This window comes from Candidatus Solincola tengchongensis (assembly GCF_015711935.1).
Classification (GTDB): Bacteria; Actinomycetota; Geothermincolia; order Geothermincolales; family RBG-13-55-18; genus Solincola_A; species Solincola_A tengchongensis.
The window spans coordinates 18,299-37,764 of sequence record NZ_JACVJJ010000078.1 but is presented as its reverse complement, the minus strand read 5'-3'; the positions used below and the strand labels follow the sequence as shown (position 1 = coordinate 37,764).

General features: G+C 62.5%; 17 protein-coding genes and 1 pseudogene. 7 read left to right on the top strand and 11 right to left on the bottom strand.

Annotated elements, in window-relative coordinates:
• Nucleotides 1-55 precede the first annotated feature (55 nt).
• The 5 genes from H7007_RS06655 to H7007_RS06635 all read right to left on the bottom strand — a co-directional run bounded on the left by H7007_RS06655 (nucleotide 56) and on the right by H7007_RS06635 (nucleotide 5,320).
• Complete coding sequence (locus H7007_RS06655) at nucleotides 56-838, bottom strand: crotonase/enoyl-CoA hydratase family protein (RefSeq protein ID WP_287154105.1); 783 nt, start codon at nucleotides 836-838, stop codon at nucleotides 56-58.
• A 22-nt stretch (nucleotides 839-860) separates the two neighbouring features.
• Nucleotides 861-1,418 carry a YiiX/YebB-like N1pC/P60 family cysteine hydrolase gene (locus H7007_RS06650; RefSeq protein WP_287154103.1) on the bottom strand — a complete coding sequence of 186 codons (558 nt, stop codon included), beginning with the start codon at nucleotides 1,416-1,418 and terminating at the stop codon, nucleotides 861-863.
• A 749-nt stretch (nucleotides 1,419-2,167) separates the two neighbouring features.
• Nucleotides 2,168-3,283 carry a hypothetical protein gene (locus H7007_RS06645; RefSeq protein ID WP_287154101.1) on the bottom strand — a complete coding sequence of 372 codons (1,116 nt, stop codon included), beginning with the start codon at nucleotides 3,281-3,283 and terminating at the stop codon, nucleotides 2,168-2,170.
• Nucleotides 3,284-3,535: 252 nt separating this feature from the next.
• Complete coding sequence (locus tag H7007_RS06640) at nucleotides 3,536-4,141, bottom strand: TetR/AcrR family transcriptional regulator (protein ID WP_287154099.1); 606 nt, start codon at nucleotides 4,139-4,141, stop codon at nucleotides 3,536-3,538.
• Between the two features lie 264 nt (nucleotides 4,142-4,405).
• Nucleotides 4,406-5,320 carry an alpha/beta hydrolase gene (locus H7007_RS06635; protein WP_287154097.1) on the bottom strand — a complete coding sequence of 305 codons (915 nt, stop codon included), beginning with the start codon at nucleotides 5,318-5,320 and terminating at the stop codon, nucleotides 4,406-4,408.
• A 532-nt stretch (nucleotides 5,321-5,852) separates the two neighbouring features.
• Between H7007_RS06635 and H7007_RS06630 the strand changes: the two genes are divergently transcribed.
• Genes H7007_RS06630 through H7007_RS06620 form a run of 3 tightly spaced genes read left to right on the top strand, consistent with a single transcriptional unit; the run spans nucleotide 5,853 to nucleotide 8,679 of the window.
• Nucleotides 5,853-6,296, top strand: coding sequence for a hypothetical protein (locus H7007_RS06630; protein ID WP_287154095.1), 444 nt, complete (start codon nucleotides 5,853-5,855; stop codon nucleotides 6,294-6,296).
• A complete protein-coding gene (locus tag H7007_RS06625) occupies nucleotides 6,293-7,819 on the top strand; it encodes a GMC family oxidoreductase (protein ID WP_287154094.1) in 1,527 nt (508 codons plus the stop codon). Before H7007_RS06630 ends, H7007_RS06625 begins: the two co-directional genes overlap by 4 nt.
• 17 nt (nucleotides 7,820-7,836) lie before the next feature.
• On the top strand, nucleotides 7,837-8,679 hold the full coding sequence (locus tag H7007_RS06620; RefSeq protein WP_287154093.1) for a hypothetical protein: 843 nt from the start codon (nucleotides 7,837-7,839) through the stop codon (nucleotides 8,677-8,679).
• A gap of 1 nt (nucleotide 8,680) precedes the next feature.
• On the opposite strand, the gene H7007_RS06615 is transcribed toward H7007_RS06620, so the two are convergent.
• The 3 genes from H7007_RS06615 to H7007_RS06605 form a co-directional block, all read right to left on the bottom strand.
• The gene (locus H7007_RS06615; RefSeq protein WP_287154091.1) at nucleotides 8,681-9,184 is read right to left on the bottom strand and encodes a pentapeptide repeat-containing protein; all 504 of its coding nucleotides are present in this window, start codon (nucleotides 9,182-9,184) and stop codon (nucleotides 8,681-8,683) included.
• 1,295 nt (nucleotides 9,185-10,479) lie between these two features.
• Nucleotides 10,480-11,652: a TolB family protein gene (locus H7007_RS06610; RefSeq protein WP_287154090.1), complete on the bottom strand. Its 1,173-nt coding sequence runs from the start codon at nucleotides 11,650-11,652 to the stop codon at nucleotides 10,480-10,482.
• A gap of 346 nt (nucleotides 11,653-11,998) precedes the next feature.
• Complete coding sequence (locus H7007_RS06605; protein ID WP_287154088.1) at nucleotides 11,999-12,787, bottom strand: biotin--[acetyl-CoA-carboxylase] ligase; 789 nt, start codon at nucleotides 12,785-12,787, stop codon at nucleotides 11,999-12,001.
• Nucleotides 12,788-13,033: 246 nt separating this feature from the next.
• Between H7007_RS06605 and H7007_RS06600 the strand changes: the two genes are divergently transcribed.
• From H7007_RS06600 to H7007_RS06585, 4 genes and pseudogenes are all read left to right on the top strand, one after another.
• Nucleotides 13,034-13,636, top strand: coding sequence for a biotin transporter BioY (locus tag H7007_RS06600; protein ID WP_287154086.1), 603 nt, complete (start codon nucleotides 13,034-13,036; stop codon nucleotides 13,634-13,636).
• 185 nt (nucleotides 13,637-13,821) lie between these two features.
• Nucleotides 13,822-14,826, top strand: a pseudogene (locus H7007_RS13800) (acetyl-CoA carboxylase biotin carboxylase subunit family protein).
• Nucleotides 14,827-14,877: 51 nt separating this feature from the next.
• Complete coding sequence (locus H7007_RS06590; protein WP_287154084.1) at nucleotides 14,878-15,336, top strand: biotin carboxylase N-terminal domain-containing protein; 459 nt, start codon at nucleotides 14,878-14,880, stop codon at nucleotides 15,334-15,336.
• Nucleotides 15,333-15,608: a hypothetical protein gene (locus H7007_RS06585; RefSeq protein WP_287154082.1), complete on the top strand. Its 276-nt coding sequence runs from the start codon at nucleotides 15,333-15,335 to the stop codon at nucleotides 15,606-15,608. The genes H7007_RS06590 and H7007_RS06585 overlap by 4 nt, the downstream gene beginning before the upstream one ends.
• A 114-nt stretch (nucleotides 15,609-15,722) precedes the next feature.
• On the opposite strand, the gene H7007_RS06580 is transcribed toward H7007_RS06585, so the two are convergent.
• From H7007_RS06580 to H7007_RS06570, 3 genes are all read right to left on the bottom strand, one after another.
• Nucleotides 15,723-16,598 carry a DMT family transporter gene (locus H7007_RS06580; protein WP_287154081.1) on the bottom strand — a complete coding sequence of 292 codons (876 nt, stop codon included), beginning with the start codon at nucleotides 16,596-16,598 and terminating at the stop codon, nucleotides 15,723-15,725.
• A 393-nt stretch (nucleotides 16,599-16,991) separates the two neighbouring features.
• Entirely contained in the window at nucleotides 16,992-18,122 is a 1,131-nt protein-coding gene (locus tag H7007_RS06575; RefSeq protein ID WP_287154080.1) for a hypothetical protein, read from the bottom strand.
• 14 nt (nucleotides 18,123-18,136) lie between these two features.
• Nucleotides 18,137-19,267 (bottom strand): hypothetical protein, encoded by a 1,131-nt coding sequence (locus H7007_RS06570; RefSeq protein WP_287154078.1) that lies wholly within the window; start codon nucleotides 19,265-19,267, stop codon nucleotides 18,137-18,139.
• Between the last annotated feature and the right edge of the window lie 199 nt (nucleotides 19,268-19,466).

Sequence of the window (19,466 nt, the reverse complement as noted above, 5' to 3'; positions counted from 1 at the left end):
GGCCCTTGCCGCGGACCAACTGCCGCAGCCGATGGAAGGTCGCCGACCGGATTCGTCAGGGCTCGAACCGGCCGTGTTTTCCCGTCCCCTCAGCGAAGCGGGAGGCACCCTTCAGCGCCTCCCCGCTGGCCAGGGTCTCCATCCCCAGCCGGAACTCGATCTCCATCCCCTCCTCGAAGGGCCTCCCCATCCCGCGGTAGAGGGCCAGGCGGTCGTTGCGCATACATACCTGGGGAAACCCGGCCAGTTGGGCGGCCAGCTTCTCCGCTTCTTCCCTGGCCTTACCCTTGGGTACCACGCGGTTCACCAGGCCCATGGCCAGCGCCTCCTCCGCCCCCACCGGGCGCCCGGTGAGGATGAGGTCCAGGGCCCGGCTCATGCCTATCAGGCGGGGCAGGCGCTGCGTCCCCCCGTCGATTAGGGGGACGCCGAAACGCCTCTCGAATATCCCCAGGACGGCGTCCTCTTCCGCCACCCTGAGGTCGCACCATATCGCCAGCTCCAGCCCCCCGGCCACGGCGTAACCGGAGATGGCGGCGATCACCGGCTTGCCGAGGAGCATCCGTGTGGGCCCGAGAGGGCCGTCCGCGGCCATGTCCTCGTTGAGGCGCGCCGCCTCGTGAAGGGGCTTCGAGGCCAGGGCTTTGAGGTCGGCCCCGGCGCAGAAGGTGCCCCCCGCGCCCCAGAGCACCGCCACACAGGCATCACCGTCGGCATCGAAGGCTCGGAAGGCATCCGCCAGTTCCCGGGATGTGTCGTAGTCGATGGCGTTCCTGACCTCCGGCCGGTTGATGATCACCGTCCATATCTTGCCATTCTTTTCCACCTCAACACCCAAGCCGTCCTCCTTTCCTCGTGCATCAACAGAACATCACAGAGGCCACCCCGAAGAGGGCACAGAGGGTCAGGGCCTTGAAGAGCAGGGAAAGAGCGGTATCCGGCCGGCGCTCGTAATGTCCCCCTATAACCTCGGTCTCCGGATGGAGGAAGAGGTCGTCCGGCGAGACCCCAAAGGCCCCCAGGCCGTTCTCCAGGTCCACCCTCCCGCCGGTGGCCCTCCGATAGACGGCCCAGGGGAGCTCGCTGCAGTACCAGGTATCGCCGTTCTCCTGCTCCGCGAACCAGTTCATGTCGTATGATGTGCCCACCTCCTCCGCGGCCAGCTTGGCCGCCAGGGCCCTCTCCTCCACCGTCGCCGAGGTGACACGGAGGCAGGCCACCCAGGTCATCCTGGGAAATTCCCATGAGCTCGCGGATGCCCGCACCGTCCCCTGGTAGGGATTGGCGGCCACCACGATGTCCCCCCCGCCCACGTAGATGGCGGCGTGCGTCCATCCCCCGGGCGGGTTCAGGGAGGGGACCAGGCTGAGCCGGCACCTCCCGAGGAGGATGTCGCCGGGTTGCAGGTACTCCTCCATCCGGCCTTTCCTTCCCCCCTCGTCCCGGCGAGCAGGGTCGGACGCCGTGCCTGCCTCCCCTTCCGGCTGCGCCCCGGCGGCGGGGAACTCTCCCATCCACCGCGACGGGCGAAGGGCATTGGCCGGACCCTTACCGGGAGGCGAGGGGATGAACAGGAGGCAGGCGACCGGCAGGGCCAGGGCGAGCGGTATCAACCGGGACCACGTGAGCCCAAACCACCCATGATGTTCAAGATATGCCGCCATGCCCGGCACCTCTCCCGCCCCCCTGACCTCAGTCGGGAACACGCTTCTCCTTAAATTCTAACCCTTGATGCCCCGCTTTCCTCCAAGACTGAGGAGGTGGATATCGATCGTGGTCAAGCCTCCCTTCATGACCTCAGCCTCTTCAAGCCGACGATACGAAATGACCTTTACTCCGGAAAAACGAGCCGTTATGTGTCCATGAAGCCGCGACGCGTCTCCGGTCCCTTTTCACCTCCGCCCTTATCCAAACGTCCCCGATCAAGGGAACCACTGCCTCGCTCGCCGGCTTTTCAGCGGTTTTTGTCTTGCGCTCCATAAGATCCCGGGGTCCGCCCCAGTAGACCGACCACATATCCGATGCGGCTTCCGGAAAGGGGTGCACCACTCGCGTCCAACCTAGAAAAATCTGGAACACCGTTCACCCCTCGTATTAAAAGACGGTTATAAGCAAAAGGAAGGGCTTTACCGCCCTTCCCCCATGGGGCTTTGCGAGAAGGAGGCCCTCAGGACCTCACCGCCAGCGCCGCCTTCTCCTCGTCCACGGCCTTCTGTACCAGCTCCTCCACCGGGACGTCGCGCAGCGACTCCACACCCAGGAGCCGCTTGCACAGCGCCGGCCCTATCCCTACCCTGCTGAGCATGAGCGCCACCACCGCCGCCGTTGCCGAAAGGCCCTTCGCCCATCCCAACCTTCGGATGAGGATGGTGGACAGGACTGCCGGACCCAGCGTCCCTCCGAAGATGGCCGCGTTCTCCAGGACGAAAAGACGCGCCGCCTCCGGCAGGCGCTCGAACACGTCTGCCTCCCCCACGATCCCCTTCTCCAGGTCCTGTCCCTCCATGATCCACTTGGTTATCCAGTAATACATCAGGGGAAGGAAGGCGGCGCCGTAGACCAGGAGGATGGCCACCACGTCCGAGCCCAGCCACCCGATGACGTTGCTCCACTTCCAGTTCTCGAAGGCCTCGCGGTTCTTGGAGAAGAAGCGCTGGTATCCGCGGTTGTCCCACCCGTTGGCCAGGATGAAGAAGAACCCGAGGTAGGCCAGTACGGTCTGGAGGGCTGCCTGGTAATACTTACCTTTCATGAGCAGGTTATAGGTGACCAGGAACCCCAGAACGCCCTGGGTGACGTTGGTGGTGGTGAAGATCCCCACCAGCCACTGGGGTATGGTCTCGTAGCTGCCCACCTGCATGGTCTCCCAGTTGGGGTTGGACCACAGGAGGACCGACCCGGAGGGGACGAAGAGCAGAGAGAGGAAGAGGAGATTCTTGAGGAAATACTCGTTGTGGAAGGCGTCGCTGTACTTCTCCGCCCAGGCCTTCACCACCTTCACCACCTTGCCCAGGTCCCGGAAGGTGACCTTGCCGGGGCGCAGCCCGTTGGCCTTTAGTTCCCTTACCAGTTCCTGGAAGGCGATGTGGTTCTCCTCGCTGAGCCCCGCCGGGACGGTCTCCGCCGTCGGAGGCCCGGCGATCTCGCCCCCGGTACCGCCTTTCCATCCCAGTTTCCAGCGGCGCACCTCGTTCTCCACCTTTAACCTGCGCAACTGCCTGAAGGCGGCCAGCGCGAAGCTGGAACCGATGCCGTAGCTCCAGAACACGTCTACCTGTACCATCCTCCACCTCCTGTTCCGCTTCCAAACGGTATCCCTATCCCTTCATGCCCTTCTCGCGAGACGCATCGCTCTCGCCCCGGACCTCGTACGCCCCTGCGCCGCTGCCCCTCTGGCGGATCGCAATGGCCCCCTCCAGCCCCGGGGCAGATTGCAGCCGCCTCGTCCTCTGCTTTCCCTCCACCGTGACCGGCTTTGCGTGCCTCCATCGCCACCTTTGCCCCAACCGGAAACGATGCGAAGGAGGCTCGCGGCTCAAGCCCTCATCCCATCGAGCATCAGGGTTATGATGGTCTCTTTCCAAACCTCCACAGCCCGCTCTGGATCCTCGCTGGAGACCACCCTCCGACAGGCCTCGAAAAGGGCGGCGTTTACGGCAAAGGCCGTCTCCCTTATGTGCAGGTCCTTCCTGAGATATCCCTTGCGCACTCCGTTCTCCAGGTACATGGCGGTGAAGCTCCCGAAGAGGTCGAAGATCTCCCTTATCCTCTTCTGCATATATTGATCGTTGATGCCGAAGGCCTCGTAGAAGAGTACACGGGATATCTGCGGGTAATTCTTGAAGAGCTCGAAGAGGCGGTCTCCGATGGTGCCCAGCTGTCGGCGGTACTCCTCGAGGGTGTTGGGTTCCATGGGATCGATGTCCGAGACGAAATCCCTGGCTCGCGAGATGATATCCTCCACCACGTGGTTGAAGATGTCCAGCTTGTTCTTGAAATAGCGGTAGAAGGTGCCGTGGCCGATGTTCAGGCGTGAGGCTATGTCCTCGATCTTGGCCGCGTGGTATCCCTTCTCGGAAAAGACCTCCAGAGCCGCCTCTATTATCTCGCTCCGCCGGCGTTCAGCTAGGGTGAGGTTCATGCATCCCCCTTACTGAATGACGTGTCATTCCATATTTTATAAATCTTTCTCTACGCCGGCGTCAACTCCGGAACATCCGAGAGATCACCCCTTCTGTCCCTTCGATCCGCTTGTTCTGTCCGAATGGGAGAGCTGTCTTCCGACCACTCTTTAACTCAAAGGCGCATGGTTTAAAACGATAAAACACCGCGGAGAACAAGCACCGCTAGTGCATAAGCGGCGAAATCCTGCCCAGCTCGCCGAAACGCGGAAATGGTGTCTTCTTCAGGTTCCCAGGTGGCGGAGGAAGAAATCGGCCTGCATGGCGGAAACCTTCTCGAACCACGCGCCGTGGTAGACGTCGAAGTGCCCCACCGGAAGGTGCACGATGGTCACCTCGCGCATGCGCGAGGCCGCCTTTTCCACCGCGCGGGGCCTGATGAGGGAATCCTTCTCCCCGAGTATGACCAGCGCGGGACAGATCACTTTCCCCGCCCTCCTCGCCGGTCGGTAAAAAAGGAGCTCCAGCACCGCCCTTGCCGGGCACTCGTTCTTCCAATCGCTCCCCTCGGGAACGAGGGCCAGGTAACCCGGCTTGCTCTCCGGGGTGTTCATGATCCCGAAGGTGTCCGGATCGGAGACGATGGGCACGCAGTAAGGCTCCCGGAAGGTCAGGGCCCTCCCCAGGTCCCTCAACCCCGCCACTGTGGCCTGCCAGGCGTGCCTGAGCCCCGTGTAGGCCGCGGAAGAGAACCCGTCCACAAAGGGGACCTGCACGGCCACCGCCCGCACCCCTTCGTCGCGGGAAGCGGTCACTAGGGCATGCCCGCCGCTGTAGGAGGAGCCCCAGAGCCCCACCCGGCTTCCGTCCACCTCCTTCAGGGAGCGTACGTAGGAGAGGGCGTGTCTCCAGTCCCTCAGGTGGCGCCAGGGATTGACCAGGTTGCGCGGTTGCCCCTCGCTGGCCCCGAAGTTCCGGTAATCGAAGAGGAAGACGGCCAGGCCATCGGAGGCGAACCTCTCCGCGTAGGGCGGGAGGCCGAAGTCCCTCTGGGCCCCGAATCCGTGGGCCATGACCACCACCGGCGGCCTCCGCACTCCCTCAGGAAGGTAGAGCCAGGCCGCGCAGCGCAGCCTGCCCACCCGGAAATAGTGATCGGATCTGGTAAATTTTCCATCTCCTTTTCTCGCAACCACCACCTTCCACCTCCCTTCCTGTCGAGGCCTTTGCCTGGTCTTTCCAGATGCCGTTTTCCACATGCTCTCGGCAAACCTCGGTCGATCGGCACAGAAAACCGGCGAGCACCTATATAAATCCCCCTTTTCCGCCACCCGCTAACCATGATATGCGCCATCCCGGAAACGCAACGCGATAACCCCACCGGCCTCGCCGACGAAAAAGTTTCTGGCGCCGCAGAACAGTGCCGCGGAGATGGCTCGTCCTGGCTCCGGGCAGGCCACCGGCATCCGCTTCCCGGCCACTCGTGAATCCAAGCCCTTTACCGCGCCACAACACAGCATCTCGCCACCGCAAGATCGGAGTGAGCCGGTCGCCATCCCAGTCGCCGTGCGTAGCCATCGCCCCCGGCTTTGCGCCCCACGTGGCAAACCGTCTCTCTACCGACTCCAGGACACCTGCCTTCAACGGATCTTTTCCTCCTATGATAATATCTGCTTGAAATGGGGCCGCCGAAAGCGGGGTGACCAGGAGAAGCAGGCAGGAGGGAGCGGGATGCGGGCGTTTCGGGAGACCGGATTCGAGGAGCTGTTGACGGCGTTCTTGGGCCGATCCTCAATCCTCCCTCCCCCCGACCCTGGGGGCCAGAGGGAGTTCCTGGAAGAATATCTACGGGCCGGCGCTCCGGAGTTCCCTTTCCTCTACCGCGCCTGCCTGCTCGCGCTTCGCGCCCTGTCCCTCATCATGAAGGGCAGGCCGTTCTCGCGCCTCGAGGAGCGCGAGAGAGAGGATTTCCTGAACCGCCTCCTCTCCTCGCGCTACCCTCTCCTGCGTGGCACGGCCCTCTTGGCGGGCATGCCCCTGTACATGTCCTACTACAGGCGCCCGGAGGTCTCCGTCCCCCTGGGCTTCGACCCACAGGCCCTGCGGGATGAGGCCGACCTGCGCGTGGTGACCCGTGACCGCTCTCTTCCGCCCCGAGAGGAGGGAAAGCCATGATCCTCACACCCGAAGAGGTGGCCTCCGACCTCCGCCTGGAGGCCGACGTGGCCATCATCGGCTCCGGCGCCGGCGGCGGTCCTTTGGCCAGGGAGTTGGCCTCGGAGGGCCACAGGGTGGTGGTCATCGAGGAGGGCGGGTATTTCACCCGCCGGGATTTCAACCTCCGGCCCTCCGAGGCCTACATGCGCATGTACCGGGACGCCGGGCAGACGGTGACCCTGGGCATGCCCTTCATCCTCCTCCCTCTGGGCAAGACCGTGGGCGGTACAACCACGGTGAACTCAGGGACCGCGCTGCGCATGCACCGTCCCGTGCTCAAGAAATGGCAGTTGGCCCACGGCCTCCGCGAGATAACCGAGGGCGAACTCGACCTGATATACGCCCATCTGGAGGAATACCTGTTCGTGAAGAGGGCAGACCCGGAGGTGGCCGGAAAAGTGGCCCGGACTTTCCTTGCCGGGGCGGAGAGGTTGGGCCTCTCCTGCGGGTGGCTGCCGCGTAACGCCAAGGAATGCGAGGGCTTCGGTTCCTGCGTCTTCGGCTGCCCGTCCGGTTCCAAGCAGAGCGTTGACGTTTCGTTCATACCCGACGCCGTGGCCTTCGGCGCCGACATCTACACGCGCTGCCGGGCCGAACGAATACTGCTGCGGGAGGGGCGCGCCGTCGGCGTCTCCGCCTCCTTTCTGGACCCCGTGAGCGGCAGGCCCAACGGCCGCCGCCTGGAGGTGGGGGCCAAGGTGGTGGTCCTCTCCGCCGGCGCCGTTTCCTCTCCCTTCCTCCTCCTGCGCCAGGGCCTGGCCAACTCCAGCGGCCAGGTGGGGAAGAACCTGCAGATCCATCCCGCCGTGCAGACGGTGGCCCTCTTCGACGAGGTCCTGGGGCCTCCCCGCGGCATCCCCCAGGCCTGCTACGTGGACGAGTTCCAGGGGGAGGGAATCATGCTCGAAGGCGGCACCGTGCCCCCTGAGGTGCACGCACTGGCCCTGCCCTTCGCCGGCAGGCGGCACGCCAGTCTTATGGAAAAATATCCCAACATGGGCATCTTCGGCGGGATGGTCTCGGAGAGCGACTCCCGCGGAAGGGTTGTGGACCTCCGCAGGGCCGGGGGCCGTCCGGCCATGCTCTACAACCTGCGCGGGCGCGACGTGGAGAAGGCCAAGGCCGCGGTGGTGCTCATGGCCGAGATCTGGTTCGCCGCCGGCGCCCGCAGGGTTTTCACCCCCATCGCCGGACATTACGAGTTGTGCGGCCCAAGGGACCTCCGCCGCCTGGAGCGCTCCCGGGTGAGGGCCTCGGACTTCTACGGCATGAGCGCCTACCATCCTCTGGGTACCTGTCGCATGGGGGGAGACCCGGAATGGTCGGTGGTGCGCCACACCGGGGAGACCTGGGACGTGGAGAACCTGTTCATCTGCGACGGGAGCATCCTCCCCTCCTCCCCGGGCGTAAACCCCCAGCTGACCATCATGGCCATGGCCATGCGCATCGCCGGTTTCGTCGACGAGAAGCTCTCCGCGTAGAGGGAAAGGGGGCGGGAATGGGCCGGCAGTCGGGCAATGATTTCCTGGAAACCTTCAGGGAGCTGACGGGAGGCGCCCCTCATCACAACATTCAGGACCTCAACCGGCTGGAAGATGCTGCTAAGGAGAGGCTTTACGGCCTGCTCATCCCGGAAAAGATATTCGACCTCTTCGGCATCGACCGCCGCACCTTCGCCAATCCCCGGGGAGAAAAAGTGGTGGAGATCAAGGCATTTCCACGTTCCACCTTCGCCGTCATCGAGGTACGGGAGAATCCCGGAGACAGGGACTGCATCTTCTATCTGGAGATCGAGGACACCCCCCTGTACAAGATAGAGATCAATTTCCTGATCATCAACGACCCCCGCAGCCCGCGCTTCAACACCGACGTGGACGAGACGGGCCGGCGGACCAAGTTCGCCACCGTGCGCCGCAACATCCCGGAGGAGATACGGGCCATGGAGGCCGGGCTGTCTCCCGGCCAGGTCCGGCGAGGCCTGCGCCTGCTGCGGGATTTCGTCTCCCTGGCGGAGCAGTTCATAACCGCCATGGGCCAGGACATGGTCATCGCCGAGCCCCTGACCTACAACACGGCCATCCTATTCGAATACTACGGGTTCAACTACATCCGGGGCAGGCGCAGGATGGAGGAGATCAACGCCGGGTTCCAACCCGGCGGCGAACTGTTCGAGAAGCTGGACGGGAGCACCCCGTTCCGGAGGCCGGGCATGGAGAAGACGGTCCGCGGGCGTGCCTGGGCCATCCACGACGGCATCCTGGGGGAACCGTGGCGAGGGATCGAGATGTACCGCACGCGCGAGCCGGCCAACGTGTGCACCTTCCCCGGCTGGGTGTATTGAATCACCGCCCCGGGAAGCGGTAACCTCTGACGCCTTCCACCTTGACGCCCTTCAGCCTGGCGTCCGTCAGGTCCACATCCTCCATGTACGCCCCGGTGAAATCGGAGTTCTCCAGGTTGGTGCCCAGCATCATGGCCGACCTCAAGTCCGCCCCGCTGAAATCGACCCCCACGGCCAGGGCCTTATTGAGCACCGCTCCCACCAGGCGGGCGCCGCGCAGGCGGGCCTCGCTCAGGTGGCAGCCGCGCATGTCCGCCCCTTCCAGGTCGCACCCCGAGAGGTCGGCGCCGTGGAGGTAAGCCCCCACCAAGAAAGACTTGCGGAGGTTGCACCCGGCCAGATTGGCCTCGCCGAGGTTGGTGCGCATAAAGTGCACGTACTGCAGGTCCATTCCTCGCAGGTCGGCCCCGTAGAGGTCGGGGATCAGGTAAACGTTGTCCCTTCTCCACTCGTTCCAGGCCTTGACGCCCCGCTTGAGCATCTCCAGATGTTCGGGATCCGCCATTTCATCTCCCTCCCGCAATCGAAATGCCCTTTTTCAAGCCGGAAGCGGGCAAGGTTTCACGATATTCGGGCCACCGTGCCGAACCCGCGGCCAACAGGTGGCTCAAGAGGTCCCTCCAATGGTCCCGGTCTCCGGCTGCATACACCTTGTCCGGATGGCGATACGACCGGTAAGAGCCCCGCGGGATTCCCAGGAGCTTTACCTCCGGGGGCCGCCGCCCATTCCGCCAGGATGCTTCGAAGGGAAATTATGTTTTCGCGCCGCACGGACTGTCAACCCAAAGACACTGCATGGATAGGCCACCACCCTTTCCAACGACATCCGAAGGTCTTTGACTTCATCTTGAACGGTTGATTTTTCAAACCTTCAAGCAAATGGGCGTTCTTGCCTCAGAAATGGGTAATGCATTGGGTTCGGCCTCTTCGACAGATGGCGGTAATTCGACGTCGACGGCTTTGAAGGCCTTGCCGGCAACGCCCTTCGAGGGACTTCCAATAAATCGATGTCTGCGAGGGGGGAAAGCCCTTGGACGATCCAGCGAGGCTTGGCCAAAAGCCCGTGGGTGCCCTCCCTCGGAAATAAATGCTCTCCTTATCCACCTCGGCACGAAGGTACACCGATCAAAACCCTAAGGTGTGCCCTTATCCGACGAAAGGACAGGCTCGGGGAAGCTCCGGCGAGGATTTGCCGAAACCCCAGGGAAACCTTCCCCCTACATGGTGGACACACGGGGAGCGTCAAGGTCGCGGTCAGGTACATAAAGAGCCCCAAGGACGCCTCCCTTCAGCAACGAAGACGATCGGGGTAGTCCAGAACCACGAAAGGTTTTTGGTCGGACTATTATCGTCGCGAGGTCACGGACTCGCGGCCACCGTAGGATGGATGATCCTCGCTTCACCAAGGCTTTCTGAGGAGCGTTCTCCTCATCCGCATGGCCAAAGCGAGATTCGCCGCGAAAAGGACCGCCGCGGCGGCAAGGGTGGGCCAGGAACGAAAACCGATAGCCACCCCCAGGTGCATTACCCCCCGCGCTTCCACGAGCGGATATCCCTTCCGCGACCTTCCCCGCATTTCCCTCCCCCGCCGCTCCGCCCGCCTTCTCCTCAGGCGCAGGGTGAAGAAGAGACCCCCCGCCCACAGAATAAGCCCGGCGGGCACCGCGAGCCACGCCGGCAGCGGGATACGCCAGTGCAGGAGATAACCTGCGATCGCGCTTCCCAAGACCAGCAGGGACTCGATGAGTAAAATGTGGCGTATTCGGCGCACCGCGTCAGACCCCACGCCTGACTGTGTTCTCATTCCCCGCCTCCAGGATAGCCGTCGGGCAAGGTGAGGATATAGAGATAGGAATTGAGGGAGAGAGCCGATTCCAGAGGGCTCCCGGTCGGCCGGCAACGCCCGAAGACCAGCCTCCTTCCGTCCGGCCCGAAGCAGATCTCCGTAACCTGAGTCCCTGATGGGCGGTACTCGTATCGGTCTACCTCGTCCATCTCGTACACCGGGTCGTACTCCGGGTATCCCGGCTCGGTAAAGTGAGTGAGTCTCACCTTTCCGCTGCCGTCTGCGCGCATCAGGTACACCTCGTCCTCATGGCCCACTATGCCCTTGGTCTCCTTGAAGGCGATGAGTGACCCGTCGGGGGAGAAACAGGGATCCTCGTCGTGGAGCCACACGGTATCCGTAAGCCTCTCAGCCAGCCTCCCGTCCAGCCCGCAGGTGAAGAGCTCGCCGGCCACAGCCCTGCCCCGGGTCTCCGAGAGCACGGAATAACAGCCTATGAGCCCGTCTCCCCCGGGCAGGAACCCGTTGGCCTCGTTTAGGGTGTACCCCTCAGGCGGCTCCAGTCTCCGGAGGTTCGAGAGCTCGGGCCCGCCCGGCCCGAAGGTGATGTCCGCATACACCATCCTCCAGCAGAGCATCTCCTCCCCCACCCGGTAGGTGAACTGTAAGGAAGAATGATAGGCTCCGGGGTGGCCGAACGGGGGGCCGGAGGGGCGGTCCCCCGGGAGCAGGAGGTCCCCTTCCTTACCGTTGGGATATTTTTCCATGGAATATTCCTCGCACCAGAAGACCTTACCGCCGTCGGGGGAGAAGGACGGCTCTATGACCGCCCAGTTCTCCGGGTAATCGGTGAGCCTCCAGAAACGGGATCCGTCCTCGGTCATCACCCACACGTCGTGGTTCCTTCCCCAGCCCGGACGTGCGGACGCCCCGTGTCCCAGCCGTGGATAGGCGGCGTTCTCCGCGGTGAAGACGATGTACTCCCCGCTGGGGTGCCATGCCGACTGGCCGCGATGGCCGCATCCCCGCAGAGCCTCCTTTCCCGCCGTGAGGCATACCGCCTCGCTCCCGTCCGGGTGGCAAACGAAGACCTCGTACTGCCCGTCCACCAGGTCGGTGTAGGTGATGAGGTCCCGGCTCCATGACCAGCGGGGGAAGGAACCCGTCCCGATGCATTCCACGACCACGCCGGCAGAGCTCTCCTGCCGTGGCGCCATGCCGCATCCAGCGAGCGGTTGAATCAAGATCAAGGACAGGATGACGGCCACGTTGAGCGCAACCCAACGCCTCCATGCCAAAGGGGATGGAGAGCGATTTATCGACGACCTTCGCATGACCCCCAACATCTTTCTGGCTTGACCTCAAAGCCTATTCCGAACCGAGTCATCACTTCAACTTCTCCGGTTCTTTCTCCGCACATGGCTCTGGGCCATTTAAACAATACTCCCAATGATCGAGGAAGTCCCGTCACGGAAAACCCGCTTCCATGCGGCGAGCCGGCCCAGAACAACCTGTCGTTGATTCGAAAGGCGGCTATTTCCCGTGGAGGGGCGACAGATCTCCGGCAACAACGGAGATCGTATTCTTGCCCACCTCGAGCAACAGGTTTCCGCTTTCGTCCACGCCGGCAAGGATGCCCTCAAGGCGCGTGCCGTCCCTTGCAAGCGACGATTCCTGCTCCTCCCGCCCCTCTCCGGCCGGGCCCTTAATGACATAGTTTTCCACCACTACCCAGTACCCTCGATATGCCATGTTGGTCTGGTATTCCTCCATCGAGTCCCTGAGACCCTCACGAATCCGACCCTCCAACTCGCAAAGCAGGGCGTGCAGGATCTCCTCTGCGCTCCATGACTTGCCTTCCTCGATGAGCAACGAAGTGGGCGGGAGCCTGGCGAAGAAATTCAACTCCTCCGGCAGGTACCCCACGTTCAAACCAAGGCCGACGATGAGGAAATCGGTGCCCTGGTGACGGAAGGATTCGGCGAGCAATCCCCCTACCTTCCTCTTCCCGTATACCAGGTCGTTGGGCCACTTGCAGAGCGGCCCCTCACCCCCCAGGCTCCTCACAGCCGCCCGTACGGAGACGGCCACAAGCGCGGCGACGGCAAAGGGGTCCTTCTTACGGAACACCAGGCTCGCAAGGAGGCTCTTTCCCGGGCGGTCCAGCCAGCTTCTGTCCATCCTCCCGCGCCCCGCCGTCTGGTGTGCCGCGGTCACAACCAGCCCCTCCCGGGCTCCCCGCGCCAGAAGCCTCCTGGCCTCCAGGTTGGTGGAATCCAGCACGTCATATCTCCGTACATCCCAGCGGAGTCCCATGCCCATGAACGTCGTCTCCTGTGGCGATGAAATCCGGTTCGCGGTCGCCTAGCCATGCCCGGCCGGAACGCGTCCCGTCACCTTGTCCCGCACCTCCCGTATCCTGCTCCCCGCCGTTCGACTGTTAATGAGCAGCTTAATGGAGCGCTTTCTTCTTGAGTTCACTATTATTTGACCTATAACCGCGGTAACTTATCGGCATCACCTGGGTTTTACTATACGAATATAACAAACTTCCAAAGGAGGGGATCCATGCGCATAGCCCATATGGAGAAGTCTACACCAAAAACGGCGGGGCGGGAGTGGGAATCGGCAGTTAAGGCCTTGCTCTTCGCCGCCCTCACCGGCATAGGCGCGGTAATCCGAATACCTCTCAGCCCGGTCCCGGTGACCATGCAGGTCTTCTTCGTGCTTCTCTCCGGGCTGGTTCTGGGGCCTTTCTGGGGGATGGCCAGCCAGATTGCCTATCTGCTAATGGGGCTCTGCGGAGCCCCCTTCTTCGCCGCTCCTCCCCACGCGGGCCCGCTGGTCCTCTTCGGGCCTACGGGAGGCTACCTGTGGGGTTTCGTGCTCGCGGCGGGCATCGCGGGGTGGGCCTCGAGAATCGGGCCCGCCGGCTCCGGGTTTCTAAAGATCCCGGTCCGTCTATTGCCCATCGCCGCCTGCCTGGCCGGCCTGGCGGCCATCTACATTTGCGGGGCCTCCTGGCTCGCCGCCTGGCTGGCACTGCACGGAAAGGACGCCGCGCTGGCCTTCGAGCTGGGCGTCAAACCTTTCATCCTTGTCGACCTGGCCAAGGCCTCCGGAGCGACGGCGGCTTCTTACCTTATTCCCAAACGGAGCTTCGGCGTTTGAAGGCCGCAAGAAGACCTTCTCCATACGGAGCGCGCGAGGGCTCGAACCGCAAGCCTGCAAGCCCCGACGAGCTCGGGCTATGGTGAAGGAATTGCATGGGACCAATCACAAGGATATAAAAGAGAATTCGATAAAAGGTTAAAACGGAGAGGAAGAAAAGGCTGGTGCTGGTGGTCGACACCACCATGAGGGACGCCCGCCGGTCCCTCTGGGCCTTCCGTATATATCTCCCCGACATGCTCCATCCTCGAGCGCATCGACGAAGTGGGCTTCCATTCCCTGGAAACTTGGGGCGGGGCCACCCTCGACGTCTGCATGCGTTAACTCAACGAGGATCCCTGGGACTGCCTCTATCGCATACGGAATAAGTTCAAACACACCAAGCTCCAGATGCTCCTTCACAACCAGAACCTGGTGGCTCACAGCAGCTTCGCCGACGACCTGGTGAGGAGTTCATAAAAAAGGCGGTTGCGGGAGGGGTCGACATCATCCGCGTCTTCGACGCCCTGAACGACGTGCGCAACATGCAGAAATCCATAGAGGTCACCAAGCGCGAGTGAGCCCCCGCCCAGGGCACCATCTACTACGCCATACGCCCGCTCCAGACCATCCGTAAGATACCGGGCGGCATGGCCACCAACCTCATCGCCCAGCTGGAACAGCAGAACGCCCTGGACCGGATGGAAGAGGTATTGGAAGAGATTCCCAGGGTGAGGAGGGACTTGGGATACCCGCCGTTGGTCACCCCCACCAGCCAGCTAGTGGGAACCCAGGCGGTCTTCAACGTTCTGCTCGGGGAAAGGTACAAGATAATCCCGCGGGAGGTGGTCAACTACGTGAAGGGCCTATACGGCAGGCCCGCCGGGCCCATAAGCGAGGAGCTCATGGAGAAGGCCCTGAAGGGCGAGAAGCCGATCACCTGCCGCCCGGCGGACCTGCTGGAGCCGGAGCTGCCCAAGGCCAAACGGGTGCTCGATCCCTCACTGGTGGAGAAGGAGGAGGATTGCATCTCCTACGCCATATTCCCGGATGTGGCCCTAAAGTTCTTCCAGTGGAGGAAGAACCCGGTCATCGACGAAGAGGGGGAGCCCCCGCAGAAGGTGATGGAGAAACGGGAAAGGGCCATGCTGGATGGGCCTATATCGAGGAACTGTCCGAGAGGCTGGCGGAGGTTGTCAGCGAGGGCGTGAGCAGGGCGCTTCAAAACCTGACGGTGACGGTGAGCCTCGGGGGGCAGACCGGTGCGCCGGAAACGGGTCCCACTCCCTCGCGGCGGGCCCAAGTGGTGCAGGCGGAAAAGGAAAAGAGTACTCATCGCCAACCGCGGGGAGATAGCCCTTCGCATCCTGAGGGCCTGCAGGCTCCTGGGCCTGGAGACAGCGGGCATATACTCCAAAGCTGACGCCGACGCGTTACACCTCAAGTACGTGGACCGAAAGGTATGCGTGGGACCTGCCTCCAGCGGGGAATCCTATCTGAACATAAGGAACATCATCGGCGCGGCGGAGATAAGCGGAGCGGACGCGGTGCATCCGGGCTACGGGTTCCTCGCCGAGAACGAGGAGTTCGCCAGGGCCTGCATGGAGAACGGCCTGGTGTTCATCGGGCCTTCGCCGGAATCCCTGGTCACGGGGCACAAGGCCAGGGCAAGGGAAGCCATGGCCGAGCGGCAGGCAGGGCAAGATCATCCATCTCAATGAGAGGGAGTGTTCCATCCGAAAAAGGAATAAGAAACTCACGCACTGCCATTATGGATACCACGTGTCTCCCAGCCACGATTCCCCCGCCGGTCAAGCTCATCGTCCACAGTAGGGACCGAGAGGAGGCCATACGTATAATGCGCCAAGCCCTGCTCGAATTCGAGATAGAGGGGGTATCAACCCTCATCCCCTTCCACCTCCGCCTACTCTCCAACCCAGACTTCCTGGCCGGGAACTACCATACCCGCTGGGTGGAACAGGGGATGTTCTGAACCGAAAAGGACACATCCCGGCAGGGCTCCGGAAACCTCTTCCCGAGAGACGAAAGGCGAACATTACCACGATAATCGATTAAACACCAGCCCATTACTGAGCCGATCGCACCTTCATTCCAAGGTCCAGGCGCGGTGGATGACCATGGCCCCGGCCAGCACGATCAGGAAACCTCCTGCCAGATCCTGCCAGCCCAGGCGCTCTCCCAGGAAGACCAGACCGTAGAGCATGGCCGTGGCCGGTTCCAGGTAGGCGATTATGCCCACGTGCTGGGCTTTCACCCTCTTCACCGCGAAGACGTACACCAGGCCCGCCAGCCCCGTGTGCACCAGGCCCAGCACGATTAGGGAAGCCCATCCCCTCGGAGTGACCTTAAAATCGCGAAAGGCGCAGAAGGGGAGGAGGATGGCCGCGTTTACCGCCGTCTGGTAGAAAGTGACCGTGAGGGCCGGCGTGTCCTCGCGTAGGAACTTGAGGATGAAGAGGAGCAGGGCGTAGGATACCGCCGAGCACAGGGCGAAGGTTATCCCCGCCGTCGGCGATCCGGCCCCTGCCTCGGAGCCGGTCAGAGAGATGAGCCCCATTCCGCCAAGGGCAAGGGCCAGGGCCAGGAGAGTCATCCCCTCCAGCCTCTCCTTGAGCACCAGGGGGGAGAGGAGGGCCACGAGCACCGGCGCCAGATAGGTTATGAACACCGCGTCCCCGATAGGCAGGTTGTTCAGGGCCTTGAGGAAGAGCACCCAATGGAGAGTCAGGAGGGCCCCGCTGGCCAGGAGCAGGACCGGGTGACCACCGATACGGAAATCGCCAATCCTGCCGGTGCCGGTCATCACCGCCGCCAGGAAGGCCACGCTGATCGCGGAGCGGACAAAGACCACGAAATGTTCTTTTCCCGGGAGGTCGATCCAGCGAAGGAAGACGCCGACCGATCCCCAGAGCGCCGCTGCCCCGGCGATGAGGATGTAATCCAGGCCCCTGCCCTCGTTCACCGCTCCGACTCCCTCTTCGTGGCCCGACCCTTTCTCCCTCACTCCCTCCCCCGTCCATTCCTCAACCCGGGCCTCGCGGGGCGGCCCGTCCCATCTCCTGACTGCCTCATGATATCAGACCGCAAGGCCACCTTTTCGGCTTATCTGGGCGCCGCGAGTAGGGCGCGGTTCCTCGAGCACTCATACCCTTCCGGCAGAATCCCGGGCAGATGCCCTGGATAGATTCACTCTTCGGCATGTGTTAGGGATGTTTTAGGGAGATCCTGCCGAAATCGCCGAGGACCTGCGGGTTAGTCCAACATATTCACCGGAACGTGCCGGACCATTGGCGGCGTAGGTTCTCCATCCTGATACGGGAAGACGACATGGAAAGCCCTCGAAGGTTTTCGCGTGTCAACTCGCGCTTATGGATATGGAGAGATCGCCCTCCTCGTCGATCTCCCACTCGGCGAAGGTGTTTTCGTTCCCCGTGGCGATCTCGAAGAAAGCCTGGGTCATGCCCACCATGAAGAGCTCAAGACAGGCGTTGCGCACCTTCATTTCCAGCTTCTTCCTGCTCCCCTCCAGGGAAGCCAGGTAGCCGAGGCCTCTTCTCGCCATGTGCATCTTGAGCATGGCGTTAATCTTTGAGGCGAGGGAGGCGTCCACCCTCTCCCGGATGAACCTTCTGTGCGCCTCCACCACCGCCCTCGAGAGCTCCGGCCCGTGCTCCGCCGCCAGGTCGTCAAAGACCGCTTCCAGGGCCAGAGGTCCGAACACGGCAACCCTTCTCCCGGTATCCGTAGCGGTGATGATACCCTTCTCCAGGTCCCACAGGTATTGGGTGACCACCCTGGGCACACCACAGGAGGGGCACCTCTCGTGCTCCAGATCGCCTTCCTTGAACTCGTACCTCTTTCTCCGCTTCAGTTTGCTCTTCAGCTCCACGGGGTGTTCGGAGGGCAGGACGCGCAGCCGGTACACGTCCTCCTCCAGCTCTTCTCCCTCTATCCACATGTCCTGCCCCTCGAAGGCCTCGATAGTCCCCAGGATGTCCGCTTTCCACAAAGGGACGGAATAGGGATACCTCATGACCAGGCGCCGCCAGGGATAAGGCTCATCCGCTCCCCACTCCACCGATACCTCCCCGTAACCGAAGACGCGGGCTACGTTGGTAACCCTCTCCACGAGGTCCTCCCTTATACGCACGACGAAATCGGCCATGGCCCTGCTGAGTGGGGAGTCCTTGGCCGAGGGGCTCGCGTCACCCAGGAGGAGGGTGTTCCGTATCTCGAAGGGGAAGCTCCTCTCGATGAACCTCCGGGTCTCCCGGCGCCGGCTCTCCACCACCATCGGCTCGATGCTCCGCCCCAGTATCCTCTCAATCCCCCGGAAGACGTTGTCGATGATGTTGGACTCGAAGATGACCATGCGGTTGTGCGGCGACTGCGACAGGCTGATGACCCCCCCGCTCTCCCACCTCAACTCGTTTCCCATCAGTGAAGGGGTGCCGCATTCCGCGCACCTCTCTATCTGCAAAACCATTCCGAACGTCCCCCCTACCCTGCCTTGACGATTATATCCAGATCCCCGTCGTCGGAGAGCTCCCATTCATAGGTAGAATCTTCCAACCCTAGCGCTATCTCGTACAATGCCTGAGCCATGCCCACCATGATCAGGGGAAGGCAGGCGTTCTGGATCCTCACCGAAAGGTGTTTCTCGTCCGCCTCGAACCCGGTGATGTTGCCCATTCCCCGCAGCGCCGTCAGCTTGTTGAAGGTCGTCCCGCTCCGCCTCCAGTTCATCTGGCCGGTCCTCGATTTAATGTAACCCTTCTGCGCCTCGACGACCACTCTGGGAATGTCCTCGCCGAGCTCGCTCTCCAGGTCGTCCAGCACCGCCTCCAGGGCCTGCGGCCCGAAGATGGACATCCTCCAATCGTTTTCCATATCTATAATGATCCCTTCCTCCGGGTACCAACGGTAGCGGCTGAGCTCCAGGGGAAGGCCGCAAGACGGGCACCTCTGGAAGGCGATGTTTCCGGGCTTGAAAGGATACTTTTTTCTCCTCCGCAACCTCTCCTTCAGCTCCACGGGATGTTCCGAGGGATAGGTGGTCACCCTGTAGGTCTCCTCGCCCAGGGACTCGTACTTCACCCACTGCTCCACGCCCTCTATGGCTTCCGCGGACCCCAGGGCATCCGCTGACCAGAAAGGCACGGAATAGGGATGGCGAACCAGGCTTTCCCGCCAGGGGAAAGGGTCGTCTCTCTCCCATCCCTCACCGAGCTCGGCACGCCCGTAACCGTAAAGCCTGCCCATCTCCATGACCCTGAGGGTGAGCGCCTTGCCCACCTCCATCGCCGGCCTGCGTATTGCCCTTCCTAAAAGGCCCGGGTCATCGGCGTACTTTCCCGCCCACCGAAGTGACCCGATGACCCATCCTGGAAAGCTTCTCTCGATATATTTCCTGACGTCCCGTCGCCGGCTCTCGATGACGATGTGCTCGATGGGCAGCCCGATGAGCCGCTCGATGCCCTGAAAAAGATTGTCGATCACCCTTGACTCGTAGAAGACCATGCGGTTAAGAGGGGATCTCCTGAGCGTGATCACCCCGTTGTCCTCCCAGCTCAATTCCTTCCCTATCATGAGGGGAATACCGCAATCGGAACATAGTTCGGTCTTCTTCATCCTGCCATCCACTACCCTTTTCACAGCGGGACCTCACTTCCTCCGGGAACATATCCTCCCGAGTCCTCATCGACCCTCATGCCGTCTATATATTCGCGCTTAGTGCTCCGCCGTTCCTCCCGCCGGCGCACTTGCCGGCCGCAGTTAATAACCGTGGCTCGCTGTAAGACCCCTGTGAGCCCCTATGAGTCCATGAAGG

Coding starts and splice junctions, on each gene's coding strand:
- H7007_RS06640 (WP_287154099.1), bottom strand. CDS start 4,141: ATGAACCTCACCCTAGCTGAACGCCGGCGGAGCGAGATAATAGAGGCG.
- H7007_RS06615 (WP_287154091.1), bottom strand. CDS start 9,184: ATGGCGGATCCCGAACATCTGGAGATGCTCAAGCGGGGCGTCAAGGCC.
- H7007_RS06605 (WP_287154088.1), bottom strand. CDS start 12,787: ATGGGCATGGGACTCCGCTGGGATGTACGGAGATATGACGTGCTGGAT.
- H7007_RS06625 (WP_287154094.1), top strand. CDS start 6,293: ATGATCCTCACACCCGAAGAGGTGGCCTCCGACCTCCGCCTGGAGGCC.
- H7007_RS06620 (WP_287154093.1), top strand. CDS start 7,837: ATGGGCCGGCAGTCGGGCAATGATTTCCTGGAAACCTTCAGGGAGCTG.
- H7007_RS06585 (WP_287154082.1), top strand. CDS start 15,333: ATGAGAGGGAGTGTTCCATCCGAAAAAGGAATAAGAAACTCACGCACT.
- H7007_RS06630 (WP_287154095.1), top strand. CDS start 5,853: ATGCGGGCGTTTCGGGAGACCGGATTCGAGGAGCTGTTGACGGCGTTC.
- H7007_RS06645 (WP_287154101.1), bottom strand. CDS start 3,283: ATGGTACAGGTAGACGTGTTCTGGAGCTACGGCATCGGTTCCAGCTTC.
- H7007_RS06600 (WP_287154086.1), top strand. CDS start 13,034: ATGCGCATAGCCCATATGGAGAAGTCTACACCAAAAACGGCGGGGCGG.
- H7007_RS06575 (WP_287154080.1), bottom strand. CDS start 18,122: ATGGTTTTGCAGATAGAGAGGTGCGCGGAATGCGGCACCCCTTCACTG.
- H7007_RS06570 (WP_287154078.1), bottom strand. CDS start 19,267: ATGAAGAAGACCGAACTATGTTCCGATTGCGGTATTCCCCTCATGATA.
- H7007_RS06650 (WP_287154103.1), bottom strand. CDS start 1,418: ATGGAGGAGTACCTGCAACCCGGCGACATCCTCCTCGGGAGGTGCCGG.